The sequence below is a fragment of the Rhizobium lentis genome (assembly GCF_014200175.1).
In the GTDB taxonomy this organism is placed as follows: domain Bacteria; phylum Pseudomonadota; class Alphaproteobacteria; order Rhizobiales; family Rhizobiaceae; genus Rhizobium; species Rhizobium mulingense.
The window spans coordinates 1-24,526 of sequence record NZ_JACHBD010000016.1 but is presented as its reverse complement, the minus strand read 5'-3'; the positions used below and the strand labels follow the sequence as shown (position 1 = coordinate 24,526).

The window sequence follows — 24,526 nt, the reverse complement described above, 5'->3', positions numbered from 1 at the left end:
AAATTCCCTATTGTTTCACAATGATTGGGAGAGAATTCACAAATATCGACTGGGACGATCTTCGGCATTTCTTGGCGCTTGCCCAGTCGGGAACGCTGCTTGGCGCCGCAAAGCAGCTCGGCGTCGAACACGCCACTGTAAGCCGGCGCATTTCGTCGCTTGAAGCCAGCCTGGGTCGCAAGCTCGTCGACCGGCGCGGACGGCGCATCAGTTTGACCCAGGACGGGGAGCAGGTTGCCAGGCACGCAGCTATCGTCGCGGTCCAGACAGCGGCCATCGAGCAGCTTGGTCGCAGCAGCACCACGGAATTGCGCGGTCACGTCAGGATCAGCGCGCCCCCCGCACTCTCGAGCGTGCTGCTGGCACAGCCGATCGCGGTCGTCAGGCGCGACCATCCCGGCGTCGAGATCACGCTTGTCGGAGAAAAGCGCCTCGCCTCGCTGAACAGGCGAGAGGCCGACATCGCCGTGCGGATGTCGCGTCCCGAGGATGGCGACTACTCGATCGTCAAGCTCGGCGAGACAAGCTTTCACCTTTACGCAACAAAGACCTATCTTGAAACCGTTCCACCGCAGGACTGGACCTTCATCGGCTACGACGAAACCATGAATGCCTCACCGCAACAGTTGCGGCTGATCGAGCTGGCCGCCGGCCGGCCGATCGCCGTGAGGTCGTCCGTTCTGGAGTTTCAGGCCGCAACCGCAAGTTTTGGCGCAGGCGTCGTCATGCTGCCCGAATTCGCCGTCACCGAGTCCAGCGGTCTGCAGCGCATTGAGACGGAACGTCCTTTGACGAGAGAGGTCTGGCTGGTTGTCCATTCGGATATCAAAGACATCCCCTCCATTCGCGTCGTCATCGATGCGCTGAAAAACGTTCTGGGGGAGTAACGCGCAGGCACCTGCTGCGGCTGATCGGAAACACCGCACGCTAGGCGAGGATGGCGGCGCTCTGGAGCCGAATCACTTCTCGCAAAGCCGTCGGCCGCCGGAATAGGGCTGATAGGTACAATCGGATGGCCGGAAGGAGCGGTAACTGCGCGAGCAGGCGGTGATGTTGCAGGACTGCGGCGCGCCTTGCCCATCGACGACCGCTTCGGTCGATCGCACGCCGTTCAGCGTCCGTTCGCTCGCCGCCTCGCGCATGAAGTCCCGCCAAATATGCGCTGGCAGGCTGCCGCCCGTCACCCCCTTCATCGGCGCGTCATCGTCATTGCCGACCCAGACACCGACGACGAGCGCGTCCGTGAAGCCGACGAACCAGGCGTCACGATTGTCCTGGCTCGTGCCGGTCTTGCCGGCCGCAAAAGTGCCGGGATCTGCGCCGCGTCCAGTGCCGCGCTCAACCACCATCTGCAGCAGCCCGAGGAGATCCGACTGATAGGGCGAAAGATCGACATCCGGCTTCGATTGTTGGCCAACCCGAAACGTCTGCGGCTGCCCGGCAGCCTGGAAGTCGATGATGCCCCATGGCTTGACAGGGGCCTTGCCGAGTTGGACGGACGCATAGGCGCTGGTGAGGTTGAGCAGATTGACTTCGGATGTGCCAAGCGCCAAGGACGGGGTATCGGCCAGTGGCGCATCGATGCCGAGTTCGCGGGCTGCGGCGATCACATTGTCCAGACCGACCTCTTCGGCAAGCGCCACGGACGCGGCGTTGAGCGATCGCGCGAAGGCTTCGGCAAGCGTTACCCAGCCGCGATAGTCGCCACCGGAATTTTCCGGCGACCAGCCGTCAATGTCTATCGGCGCGTCCAGAACCTGGTCGGACAAGGTGAACCCAGCCTTCAACGCCGCGTAATAGACGAACAGCTTGAAGGTGGAACCCGGCTGACGCATCGCAGTGACGGCGCGGTTGAACTGGCTCGCCTTGTAGTCGCGCCCGCCAACCATTGCGACGACCGCGCCGTCGGGCGTCATGGCAACCAAGGCGGCCTGCGATGCTCCGACCGTCTTTCCTTCACCGTCCAGGGCTTTTTTGACGACCCGTTCGGCGATCTGCTGCAACTGCGGCACCAGCGTGGTGCGCACCGTGGTCGAACCTGGCGAGGCGCCGGCGATTTCGCTTGCCTGCGGCGAAATCCAGTCGGCAAACCAGCTTCCGGAGCGCGGCGTCGGCGTCGTCGGGTGCAGTTTGGCAAAGCTCGTCTTGGCCTCCGCCGCCTGTGGCGCGGTGATCTTGCCATTGGCCGCCATCGCGTCGAGAACGACCATGGTGCGCTGCCGGGCGCCTTCGAAATTGTCAATGGGATTCCATTGGCTCGGCGCCCGCAGCAATCCCGCCAGCATCGCCGACTCCGGCAGGGTGAGGGCGCCGATGTCCTTGTTGAAATAGATGCGCGCGGCGGCAGGCATGCCGGTGGCGCCGGCGCCGAGATAAACGCTGTTGAGATAGCGCGTCAGGATTTCCGCCTTGCCGAGCTTCCACTCCAGCCAGAAGGCGATGACGACTTCCTGGATCTTTCGTTTTATGGTTCGGTCGCTGTCGAGATATTGCAGCTTGATGAGTTGTTGGGTGATGGTGCTGCCGCCTTCTACCACCGAGCCGGCCTGCAAATTCCGCAGAAGCGCCCGCCCGATGCCCCTGGGATCGATGCCGAAATGATCCATGAACCGGCGATCCTCGATCGAAAGGACGGCATCGATCAGATGGGGCGGAAACTGGTCGTATCGGGCATAGGGTCCTTGATAAGGTCCCTGTCTTACCAGCGGCGCCCCATCGGCGGTTTCCAGCACCACGACCGGCTTTAGCGTTCCATCGCGGATTTCGCCCCAGGGCACGTCTTTCAGTGCCCACACTAGCACGCTTCCGACAAGGAGGCAGGCAAGCAGGGCGAACCCCATAGCGAACTTCCGCCAGCCCGCCAGGAGCGACGCGCCCCGTCGACTTTCACGCGGCTTTGAGCGCCGATCGCGAATACGGCGCCCCGCTCTGGCCAAAGCAGTCGTCATCCATGTCAGGGGAGCCGACCCTATTCCAGGTCGCGTCGACCTCCTGAGCTTCGTCCCCCGGAGCATTGCGGCGGTTTTGATCTTTGCCAAGGCAGAACTTGCCTGCACATCATGGCGTATCGCACGCAACAGAGTTCCGGCGGCCTGCCTGGTCTGGTCGAAGGATCCATTCGGCGGCTTCGCGTCGCCGACTTGGGTGGTTTCCGGCGAATCCGAGGCGGCCGCTTGCGCTGCGGAATCCAGGTTCTGATTGCGACTCGAGCTCGAACTGCTAATGCTTTCACCTGAGGATTCGGGAGAATTGGGCATCGGTTACCGCTAAAAAGGCCAACGCAGCATAAGTTTTATAGCCGGGTGATGCCGCGTGTTCTACCGCAAAAGGCCTCGACGGACTGCTTCTATGACATTGACACCTCAAAGCGCGACTTGGGAAGCGACCGATATCAATTCCTGGGAATTCGGTGCCTTGTATGTCTGCAGCCCAGGCTCCAGAACTTCAGTGGAGCTCCAGCGCACTATGCCCTCCCGGTCGATCAGGAACTGACCGACGAGCTGCCCATGGTCGGCGGTCATCATCTGCTGATCGGCTTCCGTCATTCGATAGCCTTCCTTCTCGTTGAGAAATTCGTCCATTGCCCTCACGCCCATAGGCTCGGGCAACTCGCCCGGAAGATCGATCCGTATCGCCATGAGCGCGTCGATCCCGATCTCGCGTAAGCCGAAGGCTTGGTGCGAAGCCCGTACCGGGTCGGAAGCGGCGTGAAGATCGGGTATCGGATGGTAACGGAAATAGAGCCGCGCGCGTTCGACCGGGGTATTTACAACAGCCAGGGATTGGACGCCTTTCTCACGCAGCGTCGGGTTGAGATAGGCCATCGCCGCGATGTGACGCCGGCAGAACGGGCAATGCAGGCCTCGAAACAAACCGATCAACAATGGGCTGCGGCCGCGAAAGTCGTCAAGTGCGATCTTCCCCTCACGCGAGATCGCATCAAGCACAACGTTCGGGACCCGGTCGCCCGGTTGCAGCGGATGGTCGACAGAGCGCGTGGACATGGACAACCTCCTCGCTCGGGGTCAGTCGAGAAAAGGCGCCACGTTAAGTCGAGGTCGCGATTGAACGCTGCAAGGCCTGACCTCTCGCTTACCGCACCGCCAGGATCCGATCTAAGAATGGTCCCACATTGGCCCGCGGGCAAGCGTAAACAGCGAATTGTGAATTGAAAAACTCCGTTTTTGCAAAACTCTGATTTTTTTAGCGGCCGGAAGGTCACCCAGCTCAATCTTCGTTGTTGGTCTGGCGGCGTCCCGCAGCGCGCGCCTGTGACGCCGAACCTGTGTTCAGCGTAGTGGGCCGATTGCAGGGACGACGAACGGAGTGACGGCCTTACTTTACCGTGATGGCAATACCGCTGAGATCGGCGTTGACTTGCAGGCCTACCTGCTTGCCTGAGAGTTCGAGTTGGGCGCCCTTTTCATTGGTCATGACGATCACCTGGGCCCCTTTGCCGACCGCGCCGCCACCGCCCGCCGCACCGTAGACCCCCGTCACATCTCTAGCGCGGCGAATATTGCGAACGGTACCGTGAAAATTGGTCTTGGAAGCCCCGAAGGCGAGGCCGCCCGAGATGCCGCCGACAGTGATGGGATAGCGGCGGCCATGGAAGGTCAGCGTACCCTCGCCCCCGGAACCACCCACAAAGAAGGCAGCCTTGTAGACTGAGAAGCTGATCGTGCCGCTGTCGGCATGCGCGGAGCCGGCAAAGCTGATTCCCGCTGCAGCGATAACCGCAGCCGCGACTGAACGAATTGTGGACAAATTCTTCATGATGCAAGTCTCCTCAAAATCGAGGCTTACACAGCCAGGAGGGCACGTCAGCGTCATGCCAAAGTCACAGCTGAAACAGTACAGCTGAAACCGTCTCGCCTGTCATTGGTTCCAAGCAAGCGGCCAGAATCCGGCTGGGAGACTTAGCCACGAAACGAGGCTGATGGAAGGTGATCTAAACCGGGGAAATTGTCGTTTTCATCCGGATACAATTTGCGCTGCCGTGCAGGAGCCGCGGCCTCAAGCGACGGACCATCCACCGTCCACCAGCAGGTTCGCGCCGGTGATCAGGCTCGCAGCCGGTGATGCCAGGAAGACGACGGCACCCACGACATCATCGGTTTCACCGATCCGGCCGAGGGGAATGTGATCGAGCGTCGCTTTGCGATTGGCGGCATCGGATAGAAAAGGTGCTGTCCCATCGGTATGGATGAACGTCGGCGATACGGTGTTCACGGTGACATTATAGCGTGCCCATTCGGCTGCCAGGCAGCGCGTCAGGTGATTGATCGCCGCCTTGCTCATGCAATAGATTGCCTCGCCGCGCAGCGCCACGGTGCCGGCCTGGGAGCTGATGTTGATGATCCGGCCCCCGTTGTGCTTGATCATGTGACGCCCGACTGCCTGCGTCATCAGAAAGGTGCCCTTGATGTTGACATCGAGGATCTCGTCAAGATCCTTCTCCTCAACGAGTTCCGCGAGATCGCCGGGAGCCACGCCAACGTTGTTGATGAGGACGTCGATCCGGCCGAATGTCGTCAGCGCCGCGTCGACGGCTTGTGCGATATGGGCTTTGTTGGGAAGGTCCAGTTCGACAGGGAGGGCTTTTCTTCCCGTCCCCTCGAGTTCGGCAACCAGTCCTGCCGACGCTGCGACATCGCGGACTCCCAAAACAATATCGGAGCCTGCTGCGGCGCAGGCAAGCGCGCAAGCTCGACCGATGCCACGGCTCGCTCCTGTCACCAAAGTCACCTTGCCCTCAAGGCTGAAGTCCGGCGCATTCTTCTGCATCATGGTGCCTCCCTCGATGAAACCAATTTATGGCAGGGTCGGCGGGCGGATGCCAGATGTCAGGCCTGCTTTGCTTTGGGGCCGGATGGCCCTGCAAGCAGCCATGCCATTTTCGCGTGTGCTGGTTGCGGCGCGTCGATGGAGGGCTGCAGCTTAAAGGCCGACCGCCCGGGATACGAGACTCGCCAATTGCCTGTCCTGTATGGAATGTCCGCTTCGGGCCGATAGCTGCCCCATGCCCGCGAGATTACGATGCCAAGGCAAGCCACTCGTTCGGAGTGGCGAATTCAACAGCAAACGCAGCACCTTCCAACAATGCGAGCGCCTCACTTTCGGAACTGGAAAATGCCGTGTCAAATGCCGCAGCCTGATTGGCTAGTTCGCGTTGAACAACTGGCATAGCCCTGATCTCGGCTTCGGCAAAGGATTCGCCGTTTTGCGCTCTCCATAGGATCAGCGCAATTTGATCTGCGGCGTCGTAGGCCTTCATTAAAGCCCAATGCGCTTCCTTCTTCTCACCATTTATTTGACAACGGAGTGCGTAGGCGAGCGACAAAAGGCAGTTCTCCGCGATGATAACGTCGATGCTGTTGTCGGTGTCCTCTGGTGGCAGCGAATCCATAACGCGTTGGAGGGTCATTTCGCAGAAGGCGATATCTTGGCGTGCTGCCGCATCCCAAACGTCAGCAAGTAGCCCTAAAATCTCGATTCCGGCCTGCTCACCGATTGGCAATCGCGCGTAGTTCTTGGACTGCCTGGTTGCCGCCGCCAATGCGACCCAGACGCATTTGTTGATCGAGAGACGATCTAACGAGGCTTCGGAGTAACCATCAGCATAGACCACTATCTCGTCCCCAATTTCTCATCGCTCTTTTAGATGAGTAGATGGGAGGAAACAACCACAAGTCCGCTTCGGGCCGAAAGCCGTCGTGCAACGTCCGAGGGTCCGATCGATGTCATCATTGAAATTTGCGACAGCACCCTTCGCGAGGAATCCGCCAGCCAGCGTCGGCGGATTCGACCTCGCATAAGAGGCCAGTCTTGCAGGCCCCTTATCTCCTGTCAGATATCGCTTGCAGCGCTCGACCAGAGGTCGGCCGCTTCGGCCGCCGTCATGCGGCGCACTTCGGCCTCGTGGCTGCGGCTGGCGAAGAGTTCGCTGGCCATGATTTGCTCGGCAAGATCGGCCGGAAGCGAGAGGATGACGCGGGCGTCGCCGGTGTGCAGACCGCCGAGTTCGCTGCGCTTGCCGGTCACCATGCCGCCGGCGACCGTATTGTTGGTCTCCGGATCGATCAGGATGAAAGAGCCGGACTGGCGGTTCTGCTCGTACGGATCGAAGATCGCCGCTTCGTCGAAGGACAGGCGCACCTTGCCGATCGCGTTCATGTAAAGCCGCTGGGCGGCGTTCCAGGTGCCGGTCTTCAATTCCAGTTGGCTTAACGGCTGCACCTGGACGCGCTGGCGGCGCGAACCGCTCTTCAGCCAGTAGCGTTTGCCGGGCTCGATGCCCTCGGGCTGCAGCGCGACGATCTGTGCGTCGAAGGCAAGGCCGACCTGCGGCTGGGCGTCGATCGAGACGATCATGTCGCCGCGCGCCACATCGACCTGGCGGTCGAGCACCAGGGTGATCGCATCGCCGGCGACGGCGGCATTGCGCACGAGATCGAAGGTGACGATCTTGGAAACATTGGCGACCATGCCGGACGGCAGGATCATGACGCTGTCGCCCGGCTTCACCGAGCCGCCGGCGACCGTGCCCTGATAGCCGCGGAAGCTTTCGCCCGGGCGCGACACGCGCTGCACCGACAGACGGAAACCGACCGTCTGCGACGAGCGCACGGTGGCAAGCTCCAGCGTCTCCACCAGCGTCGGGCCGGCATACCAGGGCATGGCGGCCTGGCCGGAATAGACGACATTTTCGCCCTTCAGCGCCGACATCGGAATGGCGGTGATCTGCTTGACGCCAAGCGACAGCGCGAATTCCCGGAATTCGTGGCTGATCTTGTCGAAGCCGGCTCGGTCATAGCCCGTCAGGTCGATCTTGTTGACGGCAAGCACGAACTGCTTGATGCCGAGCAGCGAGGCGATCGTCGCGTGGCGGCGCGTCTGTTCCAGAATGCCGAAGCGGGCATCGACCAGCAGGATGGCGAGATCGGCGGTCGAGGCGCCGGTCGCCATGTTGCGCGTATATTGCTCGTGGCCGGGCGTGTCTGCGACGATGAAGGACCGCTTGTCGGTCGAGAAATAGCGATAGGCGACATCGATGGTGATGCCCTGTTCGCGCTCGGCCTGCAGGCCGTCGAGCAAGAGCGCGAAGTCGGGCAGGCCGAGATCGTTCTGCTTGCCGGTGGAATCGCGCTGCAGCGTAGCGGCCTGGTCTTCCTTGACCGCCTTGGTGTCCCAAAGCAGGCGGCCGATCAGCGTCGACTTGCCGTCATCGACGCTACCGCAGGTGATGAGACGCAGCGGGCGGGAATCGCGCTGGGCCTTCTGCGGCTCGGCCGCGGGCAGGCTGACGGCGGTTGCGGCCGAGACGGCGGTATTGGCTGCGGTCATCTCAGAAATATCCTTCACGCTTCTTCTTTTCCATGGAGCCGGACTGGTCGCGGTCGATGGCGCGGCCCTGGCGTTCGGACACCGTTGCGATTTCGAGTTCGGCGATCACCTCTTCGAGCGTGGTCGCCTGTGAGCGGATGGCGCCGGTCAGCGGGAAGTCGCCGAGCGTGCGGAAACGTATCATGCCTTCCTGGCGCACTTCGCCGGGCAAAAGTTCGAGCCGCGGGTCCTCGGCCAGGATCATCATGCCGTCACGCTCCACGAACTTGCGCTTCTTGGCATAATAAAGCGGCACCAGCGGAATGTCCTCGGCCTGGATGTAGCGCCAGATATCGACTTCCGTCCAGTTCGACAGCGGGAAGGCGCGCACGCTCTCGCCCTTGCGGATCATGCCGTTATAGATGTTCCAGAGTTCCGGCCGCTGGTTGCGCGGATCCCAGCGGTGATCGGGCGTGCGGAAGGAATAGATGCGCTCCTTGGCGCGGCTAGCCTCCTCGTCGCGCCGTGCGCCGCCGAAAGCGGCGTCGAACTGGCCGGCATCGAGCGCCTGGCGCAGGCTCTCGGTCTTCATGATGTCGGTAAAGGCGGCCGAACCATGCGTGAACGGCGTGATGTTTTCGGCCGCACCGCGCGGATTGACGTGCTCGATCAGGTCGAGATCGTATTTCCTGGCGGTCTCGTCGCGGAAGGCGATCATCTCGCGGAACTTCCAGCCGGTGTTCACATGCAGCAGCGGGAAAGGCACGCGGCCGGGATAGAAGGCCTTGCGCGCCAGGTGCAGCAGCACCGAGGAATCCTTGCCGATCGAATAGAGCATCACTGGACGCTCGAATTCGGCCGCCACCTCGCGGAAAATATGGATGGATTCGTTTTCCAGCGCCTTCAGATGCGGGTCGAGCGGCGCCTTGGCGCTCTGCGGGTTGCTGAGTTCCGTATCCGGACGGCTATCGGGCATGTCTTACTCCAGGCTGTCGGTCGTTTGCGGCTACCCGCAAACAATTCTTTGATGTTGGCTTCCCCAAAGGCTGCGGCGGTCGCCGCGCCCTGATCGGGAAAGCCGTGAGGGTTGATTATCGTGCGGCGAGCGCTGAGGCCTCTTCGGCGACATGCAGGCCGCATTCGCGCGTCTCGTCCTGCTCCCACCACCAGCGGCCGGCGCGCTCCGGCTCGCCGGGCTTGATCGCCCGGGTGCAGGGCTCGCAGCCGATGGAGGGATAGCCGCGCGAATGCAGCGGATTGACCGGCACGCCGTTTTCCGAAACGAAGGCCTTGATCGCCTCCAGGTCCCAGTCGGCGAGCGGATTGACCTTCAGGAGGTGCCGTTCGGCGTCGTATTCGGCAAAGGGCGTTTCGGCGCGGTTGGCCGATTGCCCGCGGCGCAGGCCGGTGATCCAGATCGTCGCCCCTTCGAGCGCACGCGCAAGCGGCTTCAGCTTGCGCACGCCGCAGCAGGCATGTCTTGCCTCGACGCTTTCGTAGAAGCCGTTGAGGCCGTATTTCGCTGCATAGGCTTCGATATCGGCCTTTTCGGGAGTGAAGCGCTGGATATGGATGTCATATTGGGCTTCCGTCTCCTCGATCAGCGCCAGCGTCTCGGCAAACAGCCGGCCCGTTTCGAGCGTGGCGATGTCGATCGGCAGGCGGTGCGTGCCGATTTCGGCGGTGATCACCTGGTCCTCGATGCCGAGCGAGGTGGTGAACACCACGCGCCCGCCAAGGCCCGCCACCAGCGACAAACGTCCGGCAAGGTCGAGGCCTGCCAGCTTGTCGTTCAGCGCCTCGGCTTCTGCATTCGCATTGATAACAGCCATGAGAATCCTGTCCTTAGTTGACGGGAGTATCGCAGTTCAAGCCCGGATCGGACAGAAAAAGGGATTTCGAAAGCTGCGGCCGGAAGAGCAAATATCTCTCCGAACCTGCCGCAATGCAGAAAAGCAGCCGCCGGCCGATGGAAATCCGCGTTGCAGCCTGAATGTCTATAAATTTAGTAGAGTTACACGCAGCCTGTCAATTGGAAATCTGAATTGATGCCGAAAAAGGTGCGGGACGCGCTGTTTTAGCATAGATTGCTTAAGCTTTGCCAAGAATGAAAAACAAGGCCGAAGTGCTTGTCTCTCAAGTCTTTCCCCCGCGCGTTCAAATTCCGTTCATGCTGGCTGTGCAATAGAGGCGAAAGTAATGTTGAAGCGGTGCGAAGATTCGCGCTGCCTGTGTGTGTCGACGGTCCGAGATGATTACGCAAAAGGCGAAATATGCGCTGCGGGCGCTGACGGTTCTGGCGGATGCCGATGCCGACGAACCGGTGATGATTTCTGACATTGCCGCGCAGCAGAAGATCCCGAAGAAGTTCCTCGAACAGATCCTGCTCGACCTGAAACATCACGGCATCGTCGTCAGCCGCCGCGGCAAGCAGGGCGGTTATCTCCTGCTCAAGCCCGCCCACACCATCACCTTCGGCGAAATCCTGCGCATCATCGACGGCCCGATCGCGCCGCTGCCGTGCCTGTCGATCACCGCCTACCGAAAATGCGACGATTGCGACGGCGAACAGACCTGTGAAATCCGCCACGTCTTCGCCAAGGTCGCCGACGCCACCCGCAAGGTGCTGTTCTCGACCACGATCGCTGATGCCGCCGGCCCGCGGCAAGGCGCCGAAGTCACCCGTCTGCTCGCCTGATCGGCTATCGGCCGGCTTTCTCCCGCGCTGCCGCGCGTCTTTTGCGCGGAAGCGACACAGGTATCTCCCCTACGGGCGGAGACCTCCAATCGTATAGCCGCCATCGACGGTGATTTCTTGCCCAGTGACGAAGTCGGCATCATGGGAGAGCAACCAAGCGACGGTACCTGCGATATCCTCTGACGTTCCATTTCGCCGAAGCGGTGTGTGGGCGGCCAGCCTTGCGGCAAAATTCGGATCGATTACATCATCCGCCATCGGTGTGAAAATAATCCCGGGATTGATGGCATTGATCCGGATGTTGCGAGCGCCTTGCTCCACTGCCAAGGTTCGCATCATCGCAAGCAACGCCCCCTTTGTGCTGGCATAGGCCCCTGCGCCCGGCATTACCCCGGCGGCTGTCCACGAAGCATTAATGAGAATGCTTCCGCCTTTCATAACGGGCAGGCAGTGTTTGATCGTGTAGAAGGTGCCCTTGAGATTGGTGTCGATCAGCGCGTCGAAATCGTTTGCATCAGTCACTGCCAATGGTTTGAATTCGCCGAGAATTCCGGCATTGGCGAAGACCCCATCCAGCCGTCCGAAGCGTTCGATTGTCTTATCGGCAATCGCCGCGACTGCTTCATTGTCGGCGATATCCCCGGCAATTGCGATGGCCGCACCGCCCGATGCCTCGAGCTCCGACAGCAGTCGATTGATCGGCTCGGGGCGGCGTCCGACGAGAACGAGTTGGGCTCCTTCCGCTGCCAGGCGAATGGCAGCAGCCCGCCCCATCCCCGTTCCAGCACCTGTAATGAGAACCGTTTTGCCGATGAACCGGGTTTGCAGCATGTCTTGCTCCTTGAATGATTGCGTCGAGGCGGTTGTAATTCGAGCACCGCCTCATGATAATTGGAGAAAATCCGCAATCATTTAAAAGCAGAACTATCGAATGGGTCTCTTTCGCTCAATGCAGGTGTTTGTAACAACGGTGCAGGAAGGCTCGATGAGCGCAGCATCAGGCAAGCTCGGCATATCGCCGGCAATGGTCGGGCAACACGTGGCCGCATTGGAGGAACGGCTCGGTACCCGCCTCCTCAACAGAACCACGCGCCGGCAGAGCCTGACGGATTTCGGCAAGAGCTACCTCGAGCAGTGCCGGGACATTCTGGAGCGAGTGGCTATTGCGGATCAGGACGCCGAGGCATCACAGACGAAGCCGCGTGGCCTCTTGAAGGTCACCGCGCCGACGACTTTCGGGGCGGAGGTGCTGATGCCCGCTTTGCCGCGCTATCGAGAGATCGCGCCTGAAGTGATGCTGGATATCACCTTGACCGACCGCAACGTCGATATCGTCGACGAAGGTTTTGACATCGCGATCCGCATCGGAGACCTGCCCGACAGCCGCCTCATCGCGCGTCGGCTGGCTCCCTATCGAATGATGATTTGCGCGTCGCCGGATTACCTCGCTCGACATGGAAATCCTGCTCATCCAAGCGCACTTTCGGGCCACGAAACCATCGGCTTTACGCCGGCAGCACGCTCGCCGTGGAGGCTTTCGAAAGGCAAGGAGGAGGTTGAGGTCGTGCCCAGACTGCCGATCAGCGTCAACAGCGGCCAGGCCGTGCGCATGGCCGCTCGTGCCGGTTTGGGCATCGTTATGCAGCCAGCCATCCTGTTGGCTTCGGATATCCGGGCCGGCATTCTTGTCCAGCTCTTCCCCGATTGGCATTTGCGTGAGCGGCCTATGTCGCTCGTCTATCACCGGGATCGGCGTATGACTCCACGCGTGCGAAGCATCATCTCGTTCATCATTTCGGAGTTCGGAGCCCCAGAGAGCTCGGCAAATCGTCCTGCCGAGTGACCGCTATCGATGCGATCACGCCTCTGGTGGCACGATCAGCTTTCCAGCAGTTCCCTGGCGCGCCGGGCTCTGATCGCCGCGGCGATGAAAACGCGTGAGAGGCCGTGATAGAGCGGCTCGCGCGACAGGAGCCGCGAGGTGATGTAGCCGATCATCGACACCGCCATGATCGGGATGACGGCCTGGTGATCGCCGGTCATTTCCAGAATGATGACGAAGGCCGTCATCGGCGCCTGCACCACGCCGGAGAAATAGCCGGCCATGCCGAGGATCGCCGCAAGCGCAATGCCGCTGCCCATCAACTGGCCGACGGTGCTGCCGAAGCCGGCGCCGACAGCAAGCGAAGGCGCGAAGATGCCGCCCGGAATGACTGATATCATTGACAGGAAGCCGGCCACCAGCTTTTCCAGGAAGAAATGAGGGGAAGGGGGTTGGCCTCGACGGCGCCTTTCGCCTGGTCGTAACCGGTGCCGAAGGTCGTGCCGCCCGAGAGCATGCCGATGATGGCGACGGCAAGGCCGCAGACGGCCGCCAGCAGGACCATCCGCCGCAACGGCTGCGGCTGCGCGAAACGGCGGATATGCTGGCCGGCATGGAGCGCAAGGCCGCTGAAAGCAGCGCCAAGGGCGCCGCCGCCGATGCCGCAGACGAGCACCAGTTCCCAGTCGCGCAGCGATGCCGGCGCAACGGATGTCGAGCCGAAATAATTATAGCTGCCGGCAAGTCCGAGCGCGGCAAGGCCCGACAGGATGACGGCGGTCAGGACAAGACCGTTGGCGCGCGACTCATAGGTCCGGCTCATTTCCTCGATGGCAAAGACGATGCCGGCAAGCGGCGTGTTGAAGGCGGCGGCAATGCCGGCCGCCGAACCGGCGAGGATCAGGCCGCGGGCTTGCGCCATGCCGCCGAAGCGGGCGACCGCCAGCATGATCGATGCGCCCACCTGCACGGTCGGTCCTTCGCGGCCGATCGACGCGCCGCTGAGGAGGCCCAGCACCGTCAGCACGATCTTGCCGAAGAGGAGCCGCAGCGACAGCAGGCGGGTGCGGTCTTCGGGATCGCGCAGATGCCGGGCGGCGATCGCCTGGGGAATGCCGCTGCCCTGCACGTTCGGGAAAAACCGCGCCGCGAGATAGGCCGACAGCATGAAGCCGAGCGGCGTGATGACAAGCGGCAGCAGGAAGCCCCATTCGCCCGATGTGGTCAGGCCGGCAAAGGCGCGCTGGGCGAGATCGGCAAGCCCGGCAAAGCCGACGCTGATGATGCCGATCGCAAAAGCGCCGCACCAGAAGATCAGCCGCGGACGCCAGAGCGCTAGAGAACCCCAGAGAACACGGGAGCGGCGTAGAAGTCGGGACTTGCGATACAACACTGGCATGCCGGAACGAATGTTGGAAATGCTGTCTTCCTAACCCCGTTTGCGGGGCAAGGACCATCCCTTTCTTCAAGATTTGGTGAAATGGCTTTATTCGCTGATGCAGTGCTCCACCTCCCTGCCCATTCGGGTAGGGAGAAGATCCATGTTTGCACTTTCGATAAAGCATGTTCTGGCTGCCGTCGGCCTGTCGGCTGCCCTTGCCACAGGCGCTGCCGCCCATCACGGCTGGTCATGGGCGGAGGTGGACCAGATCGAGCTGCGCGGCACCATCGAGAAAATATCATGGGGCGGGCCGCATCCGACGCTCGATGTGGCGACCGCCGATGACGGCGTCTGGCGCGTCGAACTCGGCAATCCGCGCCAGACGGAGCGTTCCGGTTTCGTCGAGGGCGTTGCCAAGCCCGGCGACCAGGTGATCGCCCTCGGCAACCGTTCGCAGGATCGCAACGAGAAGCGGATGAAGGCCGTGCGCATCATCATCGGCGAGAAGCGCTACGATATCTATCCCGATCGCATCCGGACGAACTGATCCGTCGTGATCGCCGTTCTCGAATGGGTGTCGGCCACGATGCCCGCGGTTGCACTCCGGCGCTCCGCAACCCTCTACATGTTCGTCAATGCCGGCCATATCCTTGCGATCGGCCTTCTCGTCGGCGCCATCCTGCCGCTCGATCTGAGGCTCGCCGGCTGCTTCCGCAAAGTGCCGGCGGAGATCATCGCACCGTTTCTGTCGCGCGCGGCGGGCATCGGCCTTGCCGCCGCCGTCGTCACCGGCTTCTGTCTCTTCAGCGTGCGAGCGGTCGAATATGCCGCCAATCCCGCCTTCCTCGCCAAGCTCGCCCTGATCGGGTTCGGCCTTCTCAACCTCCTTGCTGTCCATCTCGGGCAAGGGTGGAAGACGCTCCTGACAACCGGCCTGATCCGCCCCCGCCTGCGCTTCTCCGCAGCCCTGTCGGCGGCAACTTGGACCGCCGCCTTATTGGCGGGGCGATGGATCGGATTTCTCTGACGATATGTTCGTGAAACGGCGTTATAGCCTCGGAAGCCCTTCGACTTGCGGACCATTCCTGGTCTGCCAGGCTCAGCCGAGTTCCTGGGCGAGTCCGATGAGAAGCCCTTCAGGGCCACGGATGTAGCAGAGCCGATACGCGTCCTTGTACCGAACGACTTCGCCGACGAGCTGTGCGCCGCGGGTGCGGAGCCTTTCGAGCGTCTCGTCGATATCGTCGACGGTGAACATGGCGCGGAGGTAGCCGAGGGCGTTGACCGGGGCATCGCGATGATCTGCGACGACATCAGGCCTGAGGAAGCGGGAGAGCTCGAGCCGGCTGTGCCCATCCGGTGTGCGCATCATGGCGATCTCGACATGCTGATCGCCCAGTCCGGTCACTCGTCCGGCCCATTCGCCTTCGATCGTCGCCCGCCCTTCGAATTCGAGGCCGAGTTCGCGAAAGAAATCGATCGCGCCTCCAAGATCTTCAACGACGATTCCGACATTGTCCATCCGCTTGAGCGCCATGTTTCCAGTCTCCCGAGTGTCGTTGCAACCTACAGGGTGTCGTCTGGTCTGACAACGGACGCTTGAGCAGACCCGCCATCACCGGTCGCTGACGGCCGCCCTTGGATTGACCCAGGGTTCCTGGTTCGAGCGCGCCAGCGGCTGTTTGCCGAGGATGTGGTCGGCGGCCTTCTCGCCGGTCATGATCGAGGGGCCGTTCAGATTGCCGTAGGTGACATGCGGGAAGATCGAGCTGTCGGCGACGCGCAAGGCCTCGACGCCGATCACCCGCGTCTGCGGATCGACCACCGCCATCGGATCGTCCTTGGCGCCCATCTTGCAGGTTCCGCAGGGGTGATAGGCGCTTTCCAGATGCTCGCGCAGGAAGGCATCGATCTCTTCGTCGCTTTGCACGCCTTCACCCGGCTGGATCTCCGGGCCGCGATAGGCGTCGAAGGCGGTCTGCCCGAAGATCTCGCGGGTCAGGCGGACGCAGTGGCGGAATTTTTCCCAATCCTCCGGATGGCTCATATAGTTGAAGCGCAGCACCGGCTCGGCCTTCGGGTCGGGCGAGCGCAGCGTCACGTTGCCGCGCGATTTCGACAGGTTATAGCCGACATGCACCTGGAAGCCATGGCTTTTCGCCGCCGCCTTGCCGTCATAGCTGATCGCAACGGGGAGGAAATGATACTGAATATCGGGCTGTTTCAGCCCGGGTGCCGAGCGTAGGAAGGCGCAGGCCTCGAACTGGTTGGAGGCGCCGAGCCCGCCCTTCGACAGCAGCCATTGCGCGCCCGCCACCCCCTGCCAGAACCACGGCAGCCAGGAATAGAGCGACACCGGCTTGGTGCTCACCTGCTGGAAGTAGAATTCCATATGGTCCTGCAGATTGGCGCCGACGCCCGGCCTATCGGCTTTCACCGCGATGCCCATCTCTTTCAGATGCGCAGCCGGGCCAATGCCCGACAGCATCAAAAGCTTCGGCGAATTGAAGGAGGAGGCCGAGACGATCACCTCGCGGTTCGCCTTGACGACCTCGATCCTGCCGCCGCGTTCGATTTCGACGCCGGTCGCCCGCCCGTCCTCGATGACGATCTTGCGCGCCAGGCCGTAGACGATCCCGACATTGTCCCGCTTCAGCGCCGGTTTCAGATAGGCATTGGCGGCAGACCAGCGGCGGCCGGCAAAGATGGTCTGCTCCATCAGTCCGAAGCCTTCCTGCTTGCTGCCGTTATAATCCTCGGTCGTCTCGAAGCCGGCTTGTTTGCCGGCTTCGATGAAGGCGCGAAACAGTGGATTGGTGAAGCCGCCGCGCTGGACATGCAGCGGCCCGTCGGTACCGCGCCAGCCTTCCTCGCCGCCATGCGAATGCTCCATCCGCTTGAAATAGGGCAGAACGTCGGCATAGGCCCAGCCGCTGGCGCCGAGCTCCTCCCAGCGGTTGAAGTCCTCCGCATGGCCGCGAACATAGACCATGCCGTTGATCGAGGAGGAGCCGCCGATCACCTTGCCGCGCGGCGCGGTGATGCGCCGGTTGTTGAGGTTGGGCTCCGGCTCGGAGAGATAGCCCCAATTGTAGCGCTTCATGCTCATAGGCCAGGCAAGGGCCGCCGGCATCTGGATGAACGGCCCGAAATCGCTGCCGCCCGCCTCGATGACGATGACGGAATTCTTGCCGTCTTCGGAGAGGCGATAGGCGAGGGCGGACCCCGCCGAGCCCGAGCCGATGATGACGAAATCTGCTTGTTGCATGACGTTCCCTTAGATTCTTTTGCAACGGTTCAAAGTCCCCGCCCCAAACCCCTCCCCACAAGGGGGAGGGCTTAACTTGCGGCACTGCCTCACTCCGAAATCAGCGCCGCAAACGGTGCGATCGAGGGAGAACAAAACCGATGCCGCGGGCTTGCCCCCCGCTTGTGGGGAGGGGTTGGGGAGGGGTCTTCTCCCACTCTCAATAAGGCGCCTGCACCGGCCCCATGCCGACGTAAACCGTCTTCAGTTCGGAATAATGCTCCAGCGCCGCCAGCGAATTCTCCCGGCCGAAGCCGGATTGTTTCGAGCCGCCGAAGGGGATTTCCACCGGGCAGAGATTATAGGTATTGATCCAGAGCGTGCCGGCCTCCAGCCGGTCGACGACGCGGTGGGCGCGGGTGAGGTCGGCGGTGAAGACGCCGCCGGAGAGGCCGAATTCGCTGGCATTGGCGCGGGTGATCACCTCGTCCTCCTCGTCGAAATCGAGCACCGACATCACAGGCCCGAAGATCTCCTCGCGGGCGATGGTCATCTCGTCGGTGACGTCGGCAAAGACGGTCGGCTGCACGTAGTAGCCTTCGCCGGAGACGTTGTTCGGAATGCCGCCGCCGGCAATCAGCGTGGCGCCCTCGGCCTTGCCCTTTTCGATATAGGCGATCACCTTCTCGCGCTGCGCCCAGGAAACCATTGGCCCGATCTGCGTCGCCTCGTCCATCGGGTCGCCGATCCGCATCGCCTCGGTGCGCGCCTTCAACCGCTTCAGGAACTCCACCTTGATACCCTTCTGTACGAAGACGCGCGTGCCGTTCGAGCAGACCTGGCCGGTCGAATAGAAATTGCCGAGCATGGCCCCGCCGACCGCCGAATCGAGATCGGCGTCATCGAAGACGATGAGCGGCGACTTGCCGCCGAGTTCCATCGTCACATGCTTGAGGTTGCCGGCGGCAGCCGCCGCCACCCGGCGCCCGGTGGGCACTGATCCGGTCAGTGACACCTTGGCGACGTCGGGATGGTTGACGAGCAGCGGCCCGGTGTCGCGGTCGCCCTGGATGACGTTGAAGAGCCCCTTCGGTAGCCCCGCCTCATGCAGGATTTCGGCGATCTTCAAGGCGCCGAGCGGGGTGTTTTCCGAGGGCTTGAAGACCATGGCATTGCCTGAGATCAGCGCCGGGGCAGCTTTCCAGCAGGCGATCTGCTGCGGATAGTTCCAGGCGCCGATGCCGACGCAGACGCCGAGCGGCACCCGCTTGGTATAGGCGAAATCCTGGCCGAGCGGGATATGGGAACCGTTAAGCCCGGCCGGCGCGACGCCGCCGAAGAATTCGAAGGCATCGGCGCCCGAGGTCGGATCGGCGACGATCGTCTCCTGGATCGGCTTGCCGGTGTCGAGCGTTTCCAGTTCGGAGAGCTCGCGGTTGCGCTCGCGCATGATCTCGGCGGCGCGCTTCAAGATGCGGCCGCGCGCCATAGGGCTCATCGCGGCCCATTCCGGCTGGGCGCGCTTGGCCGCGGCGATCGCCTTCTCGACGATCGCAGGCGTTGCGGCATGCAGCCGGGCGATCACTTCGCCGGTGGCGGGATAGAGGCTCTCGATGACGGCGCCGTCGCTATCCTCGACATATTCGCCATCGATGAAGTGCGAGGCTTTCGGCTGGGCTTTCATGTCATTTGTCCTTAGGGGGCGGGGGTGGATAGAAGCGCGTTCAAATAATCCTCCGTCAGCGCGATCGAGGCTGCGATGCCGATCGGCGCCGATTTCAGACTTTGCCTGATATAGAGCCCGTCGATCATCGCCGCAGCGCCTTCGGCGGCGCGTTCTGCGGCATCGGTCGGCAGCAGCGCCTTGAGATCGACAAGCAGGTTGGAGCGCAGGCGGCCGGCGTAGATCACCAGGAAGCGGCGCGTCTCTTCCGAGCGCTGCGCCTCGGCATAGAAAGCAAGCCATGCGGCGATCGTGTCGGGCGCGAACTGGTCGGCATGGAAGCTGACGCGGATGACGGCCGACAGCCGCTCGCGCGGCGTCCGCGCCGCCTTCAGGGCCGCCACCGTATCGCGGCGCAGTTGCCGCAACAGCGAGCGGATCGTCTCGATCAGCAACTGCTCCTTACTGCCGAAATAATGATGGGCAAGGGCCGGCGACACGCCGGCCTGGCGGGCGATGTCGGACATTGTGACGGCAAGCGAGCCGTGATCGCCGATCACCCGCAGCGCCGCGTCGAGAAGCGCCTTGCGGCGCACCGGCTCCATTCCAACTTTCGGCAAAATGCCAACTCCTAACGAATTTCCGATAAGGATATTTTTGATTGACTGATCAATCAACAAAAATCTTGGCCGAATTGTTCGCGCAGATCTTTTCGGAAGAAACGGGCGCAACATATTCGAAGTTGATCAGGAGGTGTGCTATGACCAGCGTCTTCAACGAAATGCCCGGATCCCCGTTGCGGTCGAAATGGGCATGGTTCCTCGGCCTCGGCGTTCTGCTTCTTATCTGCGGTCTCATCGCCCTCAGCAACTTGTTGATGGCCACCGTCGCCTCGGTCTTTTACGTCGGCATGCTCATGCTGGCGGGCGGCGTCATCTATCTCGTCCACGCTTTTCAGGTGCGCCGTTGGGATCAAGTGCTCTTCTGGGCTCTGAGCGGCGTGCTTTACGTGCTTGCCGGCATCTGCGCCTTCATCAATCCCATCTTCACTTCGGCGGCCTTGACCCTGTTTCTAGCCATTGCGCTGCTGGTGGCCGGGGTCTTCCGTCTCTGGGTCGGGATGCGGATGCGACCGCTGAAGGGCTGGCGCTGGATCGCGGCCAGCGGCGTCATGACGGCGCTGGCCGGCTTTGTCATCGCGCTCGGCTGGCCGGTGAACAGCCTCTGGATTCTCGGTCTTTTCCTGGCCGTCGATCTCGTCATTCAGGGATGGACGATGATCGCCTTCGGTCTCGGCTTGCGCAGCTGAGCCATCCAAAACGACGTCGCCGGACTTTTCGGCGCACTTGTTTTGACAAGGACATGTCAGGGGATTAGACTGAACGGATTATGCGCCGACCGCCAACTGCGGGCGGCCCCGAGCGATCGCCGCAAATGGTCATGCGTCCCCCAAAGGCAGGTACTGCCAGAATAAAAAGGGAGGAAGTTCATGCCGATGGTCACCGTTTCCATCTCTCCGCAACAGGCAGCGGGCATCCGCGCCGCCGTCGATAATGGCGGCTACGCCTCGAGCAGCGAGGTCGTCCGCGAGGCGCTCCGCCTCTGGGATAGCGCCCGCAAGCTCGGCGAAATCAAGGCCGATCCCCTGGATGGCGAGAGCGTTGCCTCGGGCGGCAGATGCGTCGCCGACATGTTTGCCGATCATGAGGCGCAGCGCCGTCGCTCCGCCTGAACAAGCCTCTGATTGCATGGGGGAATTCGATTAAACGCCGAACGCGCAACAATGGTTCGCGTCTTTCACAAAACTTTCACATTGGCGAAAGGGTTCATTGATCCTTCTGCCGCATGGTCCTGGCTCAAGAAGAACAAATCACACCGGAGCTCGGCCGAGATGAAAACCGGCACATCCCTGGCTGCCCCCGTCGAGCCCGACGTCCTGCGCCGTTATGCCAGCGACCAGATCGTCACCCTTGCCAAGCTTGTGGTCGAGAATGCCTTCCAGCCGATCGTCGAGGCCGGCACCGGCACGGTATTCGGTTATGAATCGCTGATGCGCGGCCAGGAACGCATCGGCTTCGACACGCCGGCCGACATTCTCGACGAGGCCTATCAGGCCGGCCAGTTGCTGCAGCTCGAACAGATGCTTGCGAGCCGCGCGCTCGCCAAATTCGCGACGCTGTCGAATTTCTCCAGCGCCACGCTGTTCCTCAATCTCGATGTCCGGCTGATCCCGCATGGCGAGCGCCTCGTCGAGAACCTGCTGCAGCATCTAAGGACCGCGAATATCCCGCCGTCTTCCATCTGTTTCGAATTCTCCGAGCGCTTCGACAATACCAGCGTGCCGGAATTTACCGCCTTGGTATCGAAGCTGCGCAAGGCCGGCTTCAAGCTGGCGATCGACGATTTCGGCGTCGGTCACGGCGAAATGAAACTGTTGTGCGATCATGCGGTCGATTACCTCAAGATCGACCGCCATTTCGTTGCCGAGATCGACCGCAGCCCGCGCAAGCGCCATCTCTTGAAGAGCATTGCCAACATCGCCCATGTGCTCGGCACCCGCGTCATCGCCGAGGGCATCGAGACCGAGGCCGAATTCATCGCCTGCCGCGAATATGGCGTTGACCTCGTCCAGGGCTGGTTCATTTCGCGGCCAACGACGCACATGTCGGAGCTGGCGCCGTCCTTCCCGCATCTGCAGGAGCTCGGGAAAAACAAGCGGGGCAGCCAGTCCCTCGACGAGATCCTCATCCGCAAGCAGATCGAGCTCTTGCCCGCGGTCTATGAAAACGACACCATCGACAGCGTCTTCGAGCTTTTCCGCCGCAATCCGCGCCAGGCCTTCTTTCCCGTGCTCAATGCCAACTGCGAACCGCGCGGCATCATCCACGAGCATCACCTCAAGGAATATATCTATCAGCCCTTCGGCCGCGATCTCCTGAAGAACAAGATGTATGAGCGCAGCATTTCGCATTTCGTCGAGATGGCGCCGATCGTCGGCCTCGACAGCGATGCTGAGCATCTGATGGCGATCTTCGCCAATATGGAAGGCAGCAACTGCCTGATCCTGACCGACAATATGCGTTATGCCGGCGTCGTCTCCGCCGCCTCGCTGATCAAGGTCATCAACGAGAAGCAGCTGAAGACCGCCCAGGATCAGAACCCGCTGACCGGCCTGCCGGGCAATCGCGCCATCCGCGATTTCATGCGCCAGTCCGGCCGCGACGGCGATGAGGTCCGCCATTTCTGCTACTGCGATTTCGACAATTTCAAGCCGTTCAACGATGCCTACGGCTTCCATCTCGGCGACCATGCGATCTCGCTGTTTGCCGCGCTGATGCGCCGTTATTTCTTCGCCGAGCGGCATTTTCTCGGCCATGTCGGCGGCGACGACTTCTTCATCGGAGTCGTCGGCTGGACGCAGGACGAGCTGGCGGAAATTCTCGACCGGCTGATCAGCGATTTCCATGACGACGTGCTCGACCTCTATTCCGAAGAGCACCGCGCCGACGGCCGCATCCTCGGCCACGACCGCACCGGCGCCGAAGCCCTGTTTCCGCTGATGCGTTGCTCGATCGGCGTGCTCGAGCTGCCGGAAGGCCTCGTCATTGACGATATCAACCGCGTCAGCGCCGAAATCGCCGTCATCAAATCGGCCGCCAAGGAGAGCGAGGAGGGCCTCGCCTTCCACATCCTGGGCGAGGCGAATTGACGCCCTTGCCGCTTCCAACCTTTCCAAGCCGGCGGTGCTGATTTAATTCCCCTGTTTTGGATCAGGGAGGATCGCACCATGCCATTGCCTCAGGAAATGCGTTTCGTCGATCTCGGCTCCTTCGGCGGGCCGGAGGTGATGACGATCGGCAGGCGCCCGCTGCCGGTGCCCGAAGAGGGGCAGGTCCTGGTGCGCGCCGAGGCGATCGGCGTCAACCGCCCCGACATTGCCCAGCGCCAGGGCAGCTATCCCCCGCCGAAGGATGCGAGCCCGATCCTCGGCCTGGAACTATCCGGTGAAATCGTCGCCGTCGGCCCTGGTGTCACCGATCATGCCGTCGGCGACAAGGTCTGCGGGCTCGCCAATGGTGGCGCCTATGCCGAATATTGCCTGCTGCCGGCAGGCCAGATCCTGCCCTTTCCCAAGGGCTTTGGCGCGGTGAAGGCGGCGGCCCTGCCGGAAACCTTCTTCACCGTCTGGGCCAACCTCTTCCAGATGGCCGGGTTGACCGAGGGCGAGACGGTGCTGATCCATGGCGGCACCAGCGGCATCGGCACGACGGCGATCCAGCTCGCCCGTGCCTTCGGCGCCGAGGTCTATGCGACGGCGGGCTCACGCGAAAAATGCGAGGCCTGTGAAAGGCTCGGCGCCAAACGCGCAATCAATTACCGCAGCGAGGATTTTGCCGCGGTGATCAAGGCCGAGACCGGCCAGGGCGTCGACATCATCCTCGACATGATCGGCGCTGCCTATTTCGAGCGCAACCTCGCCTCGCTCGCCAAGGACGGCTGCCTGTCGATCATCGCCTTCCTCGGCGGCGCCGTTGCCGAAAAGGTCAATCTCTCGCCGATCATGGTCAAGCGCCTCACGGTCACCGGCTCGACCATGCGCCCGCGCACCGCCGAGGAAAAACGCGCCATCCGCGACGACCTGCTCGCCGAAGTCTGGCCGTTGCTGGAGGCCGGCGCCGTCGCTCCCGTGATCCACAAGGTCTTCGCCTTCGAGGATATCGTCGCGGCACACCGGCTGATGGAGGAGGGCAGCCATATCGGCAAGGTCGTGCTCACCGTCTGAGGTCAGCTTCGGACCAGCATTGGTGCGCAAACGATCATTTCAGTCAATTCCTGTGATGATTGTCTGCTTCAGATCTGCGCTGTCAAACTGGAGAGCCAGAAATCGATTTGCCCCAAGGGAAGAACGCTTCCGAGGAAACCGGTCAGAACTGACGCAATCGACATCAAAGCCAACCCCAGAAGCGCTCCGAGGATGATTCCAACGCTTGTCCTTTTGGGCCAGCGCGCCAACCAGCACGCCAAACCGAGAGAGACGAGCGTGAAAAAGACCCACAATTGAGCGTGAAAAAGACCCACAATATCGACGCTGAAATGGATAGACCTGAATGCAAAACACTTCCTTCGAATGTGATTTTGGTTGCAGGATAGCGTCGCTACCCGTCCAACCAAGGCTTGCTTTCACTCGGGGTGGACCGCGCGACCCGAGCAGCCTTCATCAATACGGCTTCCTCCGCCCGGCATTGCGGTTCTGCTCCAGAAGCCATCCCACGCTCCGTCATGCTCGGCCTTGAGCCACTGCTGTCCGGTTTAAATTTTGTCACCATTGGAGGCTCATCTGGCCGGGATTGCCGGGGGGACGTTGGCTTGGTTTTAGCAGCCGGTCGATC

At 61.8% G+C, this 24,526-nt stretch carries 22 protein-coding genes and 1 pseudogene; 9 read left to right on the top strand and 14 right to left on the bottom strand.

Annotated features, from left to right (window positions below):
* Positions 1 to 20: 20 nt before the first annotated feature.
* Positions 21 to 887 carry a LysR family transcriptional regulator gene (locus GGI60_RS27835; protein WP_183919376.1) on the top strand — a complete coding sequence of 289 codons (867 nt, stop codon included), beginning with the start codon at positions 21 to 23 and terminating at the stop codon, positions 885 to 887.
* 72 nt (positions 888 to 959) lie between these two features.
* Here GGI60_RS27835 and GGI60_RS27830 read toward each other — a convergent pair whose 3' ends face one another.
* The 8 genes from GGI60_RS27830 to GGI60_RS27795 form a co-directional block, all read right to left on the bottom strand.
* The gene (locus GGI60_RS27830; RefSeq protein WP_183919374.1) at positions 960 to 3,257 is read right to left on the bottom strand and encodes a PBP1A family penicillin-binding protein; all 2,298 of its coding nucleotides are present in this window, start codon (positions 3,255 to 3,257) and stop codon (positions 960 to 962) included.
* A 105-nt stretch (positions 3,258 to 3,362) separates the two neighbouring features.
* Positions 3,363 to 4,004 (bottom strand): peroxiredoxin-like family protein, encoded by a 642-nt coding sequence (locus GGI60_RS27825; RefSeq protein WP_183919372.1) that lies wholly within the window; start codon positions 4,002 to 4,004, stop codon positions 3,363 to 3,365.
* A 331-nt stretch (positions 4,005 to 4,335) separates the two neighbouring features.
* Positions 4,336 to 4,776 (bottom strand): hypothetical protein, encoded by a 441-nt coding sequence (locus GGI60_RS27820; protein WP_183919370.1) that lies wholly within the window; start codon positions 4,774 to 4,776, stop codon positions 4,336 to 4,338.
* Between the two features lie 240 nt (positions 4,777 to 5,016).
* On the bottom strand, positions 5,017 to 5,787 hold the full coding sequence (locus GGI60_RS27815; protein ID WP_183919481.1) for an SDR family NAD(P)-dependent oxidoreductase: 771 nt from the start codon (positions 5,785 to 5,787) through the stop codon (positions 5,017 to 5,019).
* A 247-nt stretch (positions 5,788 to 6,034) separates the two neighbouring features.
* Positions 6,035 to 6,631 (bottom strand): hypothetical protein, encoded by a 597-nt coding sequence (locus GGI60_RS27810; protein ID WP_183919368.1) that lies wholly within the window; start codon positions 6,629 to 6,631, stop codon positions 6,035 to 6,037.
* A 218-nt stretch (positions 6,632 to 6,849) separates the two neighbouring features.
* On the bottom strand, positions 6,850 to 8,346 hold the full coding sequence (gene cysN, locus GGI60_RS27805) for a sulfate adenylyltransferase subunit CysN (RefSeq protein ID WP_183919366.1): 1,497 nt from the start codon (positions 8,344 to 8,346) through the stop codon (positions 6,850 to 6,852).
* Between the two features lies 1 nt (position 8,347).
* Positions 8,348 to 9,301, bottom strand: coding sequence for a sulfate adenylyltransferase subunit CysD (cysD, locus tag GGI60_RS27800; protein WP_183919364.1), 954 nt, complete (start codon positions 9,299 to 9,301; stop codon positions 8,348 to 8,350).
* Between the two features lie 115 nt (positions 9,302 to 9,416).
* Entirely contained in the window at positions 9,417 to 10,157 is a 741-nt protein-coding gene (locus GGI60_RS27795) for a phosphoadenylyl-sulfate reductase (protein ID WP_183919362.1), read from the bottom strand.
* A 419-nt stretch (positions 10,158 to 10,576) separates the two neighbouring features.
* On the opposite strand from GGI60_RS27795, the gene GGI60_RS27790 reads away from it, so the two are divergent.
* A complete protein-coding gene (locus GGI60_RS27790) occupies positions 10,577 to 11,023 on the top strand; it encodes an Rrf2 family transcriptional regulator (protein ID WP_183919360.1) in 447 nt (148 codons plus the stop codon).
* 69 nt (positions 11,024 to 11,092) lie between these two features.
* On the opposite strand, the gene GGI60_RS27785 is transcribed toward GGI60_RS27790, so the two are convergent.
* Positions 11,093 to 11,854, bottom strand: a complete 762-nt coding sequence (locus GGI60_RS27785) for an SDR family NAD(P)-dependent oxidoreductase (RefSeq protein ID WP_183919358.1) — start codon at positions 11,852 to 11,854, stop codon at positions 11,093 to 11,095.
* 100 nt (positions 11,855 to 11,954) lie between these two features.
* Between GGI60_RS27785 and GGI60_RS27780 the strand changes: the two genes are divergently transcribed.
* Complete coding sequence (locus GGI60_RS27780) at positions 11,955 to 12,866, top strand: LysR family transcriptional regulator (RefSeq protein ID WP_009997046.1); 912 nt, start codon at positions 11,955 to 11,957, stop codon at positions 12,864 to 12,866.
* Between the two features lie 35 nt (positions 12,867 to 12,901).
* Here the strand turns inward: GGI60_RS27780 and GGI60_RS27775 are convergent.
* Positions 12,902 to 14,244, bottom strand: a pseudogene (locus GGI60_RS27775) (chloride channel protein).
* 142 nt (positions 14,245 to 14,386) lie between these two features.
* On the opposite strand from GGI60_RS27775, the gene GGI60_RS27770 reads away from it, so the two are divergent.
* Together GGI60_RS27770 and GGI60_RS27765 are read left to right on the top strand one after the other, a co-directional pair.
* Positions 14,387 to 14,773 (top strand): DUF6152 family protein, encoded by a 387-nt coding sequence (locus GGI60_RS27770; protein ID WP_183919356.1) that lies wholly within the window; start codon positions 14,387 to 14,389, stop codon positions 14,771 to 14,773.
* A gap of 6 nt (positions 14,774 to 14,779) precedes the next feature.
* Positions 14,780 to 15,253, top strand: a complete 474-nt coding sequence (locus GGI60_RS27765; RefSeq protein WP_183919354.1) for a DUF6644 family protein — start codon at positions 14,780 to 14,782, stop codon at positions 15,251 to 15,253.
* A 72-nt stretch (positions 15,254 to 15,325) separates the two neighbouring features.
* Here the strand turns inward: GGI60_RS27765 and GGI60_RS27760 are convergent, their stop codons facing one another.
* From GGI60_RS27760 to betI, 4 genes are all read right to left on the bottom strand, one after another.
* Positions 15,326 to 15,763 (bottom strand): VOC family protein, encoded by a 438-nt coding sequence (locus tag GGI60_RS27760; protein WP_183919352.1) that lies wholly within the window; start codon positions 15,761 to 15,763, stop codon positions 15,326 to 15,328.
* Positions 15,764 to 15,841: 78 nt separating this feature from the next.
* Positions 15,842 to 17,494 (bottom strand): choline dehydrogenase, encoded by a 1,653-nt coding sequence (betA, locus tag GGI60_RS27755; protein ID WP_183919350.1) that lies wholly within the window; start codon positions 17,492 to 17,494, stop codon positions 15,842 to 15,844.
* A 199-nt stretch (positions 17,495 to 17,693) separates the two neighbouring features.
* On the bottom strand, positions 17,694 to 19,157 hold the full coding sequence (gene betB / locus GGI60_RS27750; protein ID WP_183919341.1) for a betaine-aldehyde dehydrogenase: 1,464 nt from the start codon (positions 19,155 to 19,157) through the stop codon (positions 17,694 to 17,696).
* An 11-nt stretch (positions 19,158 to 19,168) separates the two neighbouring features.
* The gene (gene betI / locus GGI60_RS27745) at positions 19,169 to 19,756 is read right to left on the bottom strand and encodes a transcriptional regulator BetI (RefSeq protein ID WP_183919339.1); all 588 of its coding nucleotides are present in this window, start codon (positions 19,754 to 19,756) and stop codon (positions 19,169 to 19,171) included.
* Positions 19,757 to 19,896: 140 nt separating this feature from the next.
* On the opposite strand from betI, the gene GGI60_RS27740 reads away from it, so the two are divergent.
* From GGI60_RS27740 to GGI60_RS27725, 4 genes are all read left to right on the top strand, one after another.
* Positions 19,897 to 20,445, top strand: a complete 549-nt coding sequence (locus tag GGI60_RS27740) for an HdeD family acid-resistance protein (RefSeq protein WP_183919337.1) — start codon at positions 19,897 to 19,899, stop codon at positions 20,443 to 20,445.
* A 180-nt stretch (positions 20,446 to 20,625) separates the two neighbouring features.
* Entirely contained in the window at positions 20,626 to 20,868 is a 243-nt protein-coding gene (locus GGI60_RS27735) for a type II toxin-antitoxin system ParD family antitoxin (protein WP_183919335.1), read from the top strand.
* 159 nt (positions 20,869 to 21,027) lie between these two features.
* Complete coding sequence (locus tag GGI60_RS27730) at positions 21,028 to 22,845, top strand: GGDEF domain-containing protein (RefSeq protein WP_246720505.1); 1,818 nt, start codon at positions 21,028 to 21,030, stop codon at positions 22,843 to 22,845.
* A gap of 78 nt (positions 22,846 to 22,923) precedes the next feature.
* A complete protein-coding gene (locus tag GGI60_RS27725; RefSeq protein WP_183919333.1) occupies positions 22,924 to 23,919 on the top strand; it encodes an NAD(P)H-quinone oxidoreductase in 996 nt (331 codons plus the stop codon).
* The last annotated feature ends 607 nt before the right edge of the window (positions 23,920 to 24,526 follow it).

Excerpts from the sequence above, each read along its gene's own strand:
- GGI60_RS27835 (WP_183919376.1), top strand. The coding sequence starts at position 21 with ATGATTGGGAGAGAATTCACAAATATCGACTGGGACGATCTTCGGCAT.
- GGI60_RS27830 (WP_183919374.1), bottom strand. The coding sequence starts at position 3,257 with ATGCCCAATTCTCCCGAATCCTCAGGTGAAAGCATTAGCAGTTCGAGC.
- GGI60_RS27825 (WP_183919372.1), bottom strand. The coding sequence starts at position 4,004 with ATGTCCACGCGCTCTGTCGACCATCCGCTGCAACCGGGCGACCGGGTC.
- GGI60_RS27820 (WP_183919370.1), bottom strand. The coding sequence starts at position 4,776 with ATGAAGAATTTGTCCACAATTCGTTCAGTCGCGGCTGCGGTTATCGCT.
- GGI60_RS27815 (WP_183919481.1), bottom strand. The coding sequence starts at position 5,787 with ATGCAGAAGAATGCGCCGGACTTCAGCCTTGAGGGCAAGGTGACTTTG.
- cysN (WP_183919366.1), bottom strand. The coding sequence starts at position 8,346 with ATGACCGCAGCCAATACCGCCGTCTCGGCCGCAACCGCCGTCAGCCTG.
- cysD (WP_183919364.1), bottom strand. The coding sequence starts at position 9,301 with ATGCCCGATAGCCGTCCGGATACGGAACTCAGCAACCCGCAGAGCGCC.
- GGI60_RS27795 (WP_183919362.1), bottom strand. The coding sequence starts at position 10,157 with ATGGCTGTTATCAATGCGAATGCAGAAGCCGAGGCGCTGAACGACAAG.
- GGI60_RS27790 (WP_183919360.1), top strand. The coding sequence starts at position 10,577 with ATGATTACGCAAAAGGCGAAATATGCGCTGCGGGCGCTGACGGTTCTG.
- GGI60_RS27785 (WP_183919358.1), bottom strand. The coding sequence starts at position 11,854 with ATGCTGCAAACCCGGTTCATCGGCAAAACGGTTCTCATTACAGGTGCT.
- GGI60_RS27780 (WP_009997046.1), top strand. The coding sequence starts at position 11,955 with ATGGGTCTCTTTCGCTCAATGCAGGTGTTTGTAACAACGGTGCAGGAA.
- GGI60_RS27770 (WP_183919356.1), top strand. The coding sequence starts at position 14,387 with ATGTTTGCACTTTCGATAAAGCATGTTCTGGCTGCCGTCGGCCTGTCG.
- GGI60_RS27760 (WP_183919352.1), bottom strand. The coding sequence starts at position 15,763 with ATGGCGCTCAAGCGGATGGACAATGTCGGAATCGTCGTTGAAGATCTT.
- betA (WP_183919350.1), bottom strand. The coding sequence starts at position 17,494 with ATGCAACAAGCAGATTTCGTCATCATCGGCTCGGGCTCGGCGGGGTCC.
- betB (WP_183919341.1), bottom strand. The coding sequence starts at position 19,157 with ATGAAAGCCCAGCCGAAAGCCTCGCACTTCATCGATGGCGAATATGTC.
- GGI60_RS27740 (WP_183919337.1), top strand. The coding sequence starts at position 19,897 with ATGACCAGCGTCTTCAACGAAATGCCCGGATCCCCGTTGCGGTCGAAA.
- GGI60_RS27735 (WP_183919335.1), top strand. The coding sequence starts at position 20,626 with ATGCCGATGGTCACCGTTTCCATCTCTCCGCAACAGGCAGCGGGCATC.
- GGI60_RS27730 (WP_246720505.1), top strand. The coding sequence starts at position 21,028 with ATGAAAACCGGCACATCCCTGGCTGCCCCCGTCGAGCCCGACGTCCTG.
- GGI60_RS27725 (WP_183919333.1), top strand. The coding sequence starts at position 22,924 with ATGCCATTGCCTCAGGAAATGCGTTTCGTCGATCTCGGCTCCTTCGGC.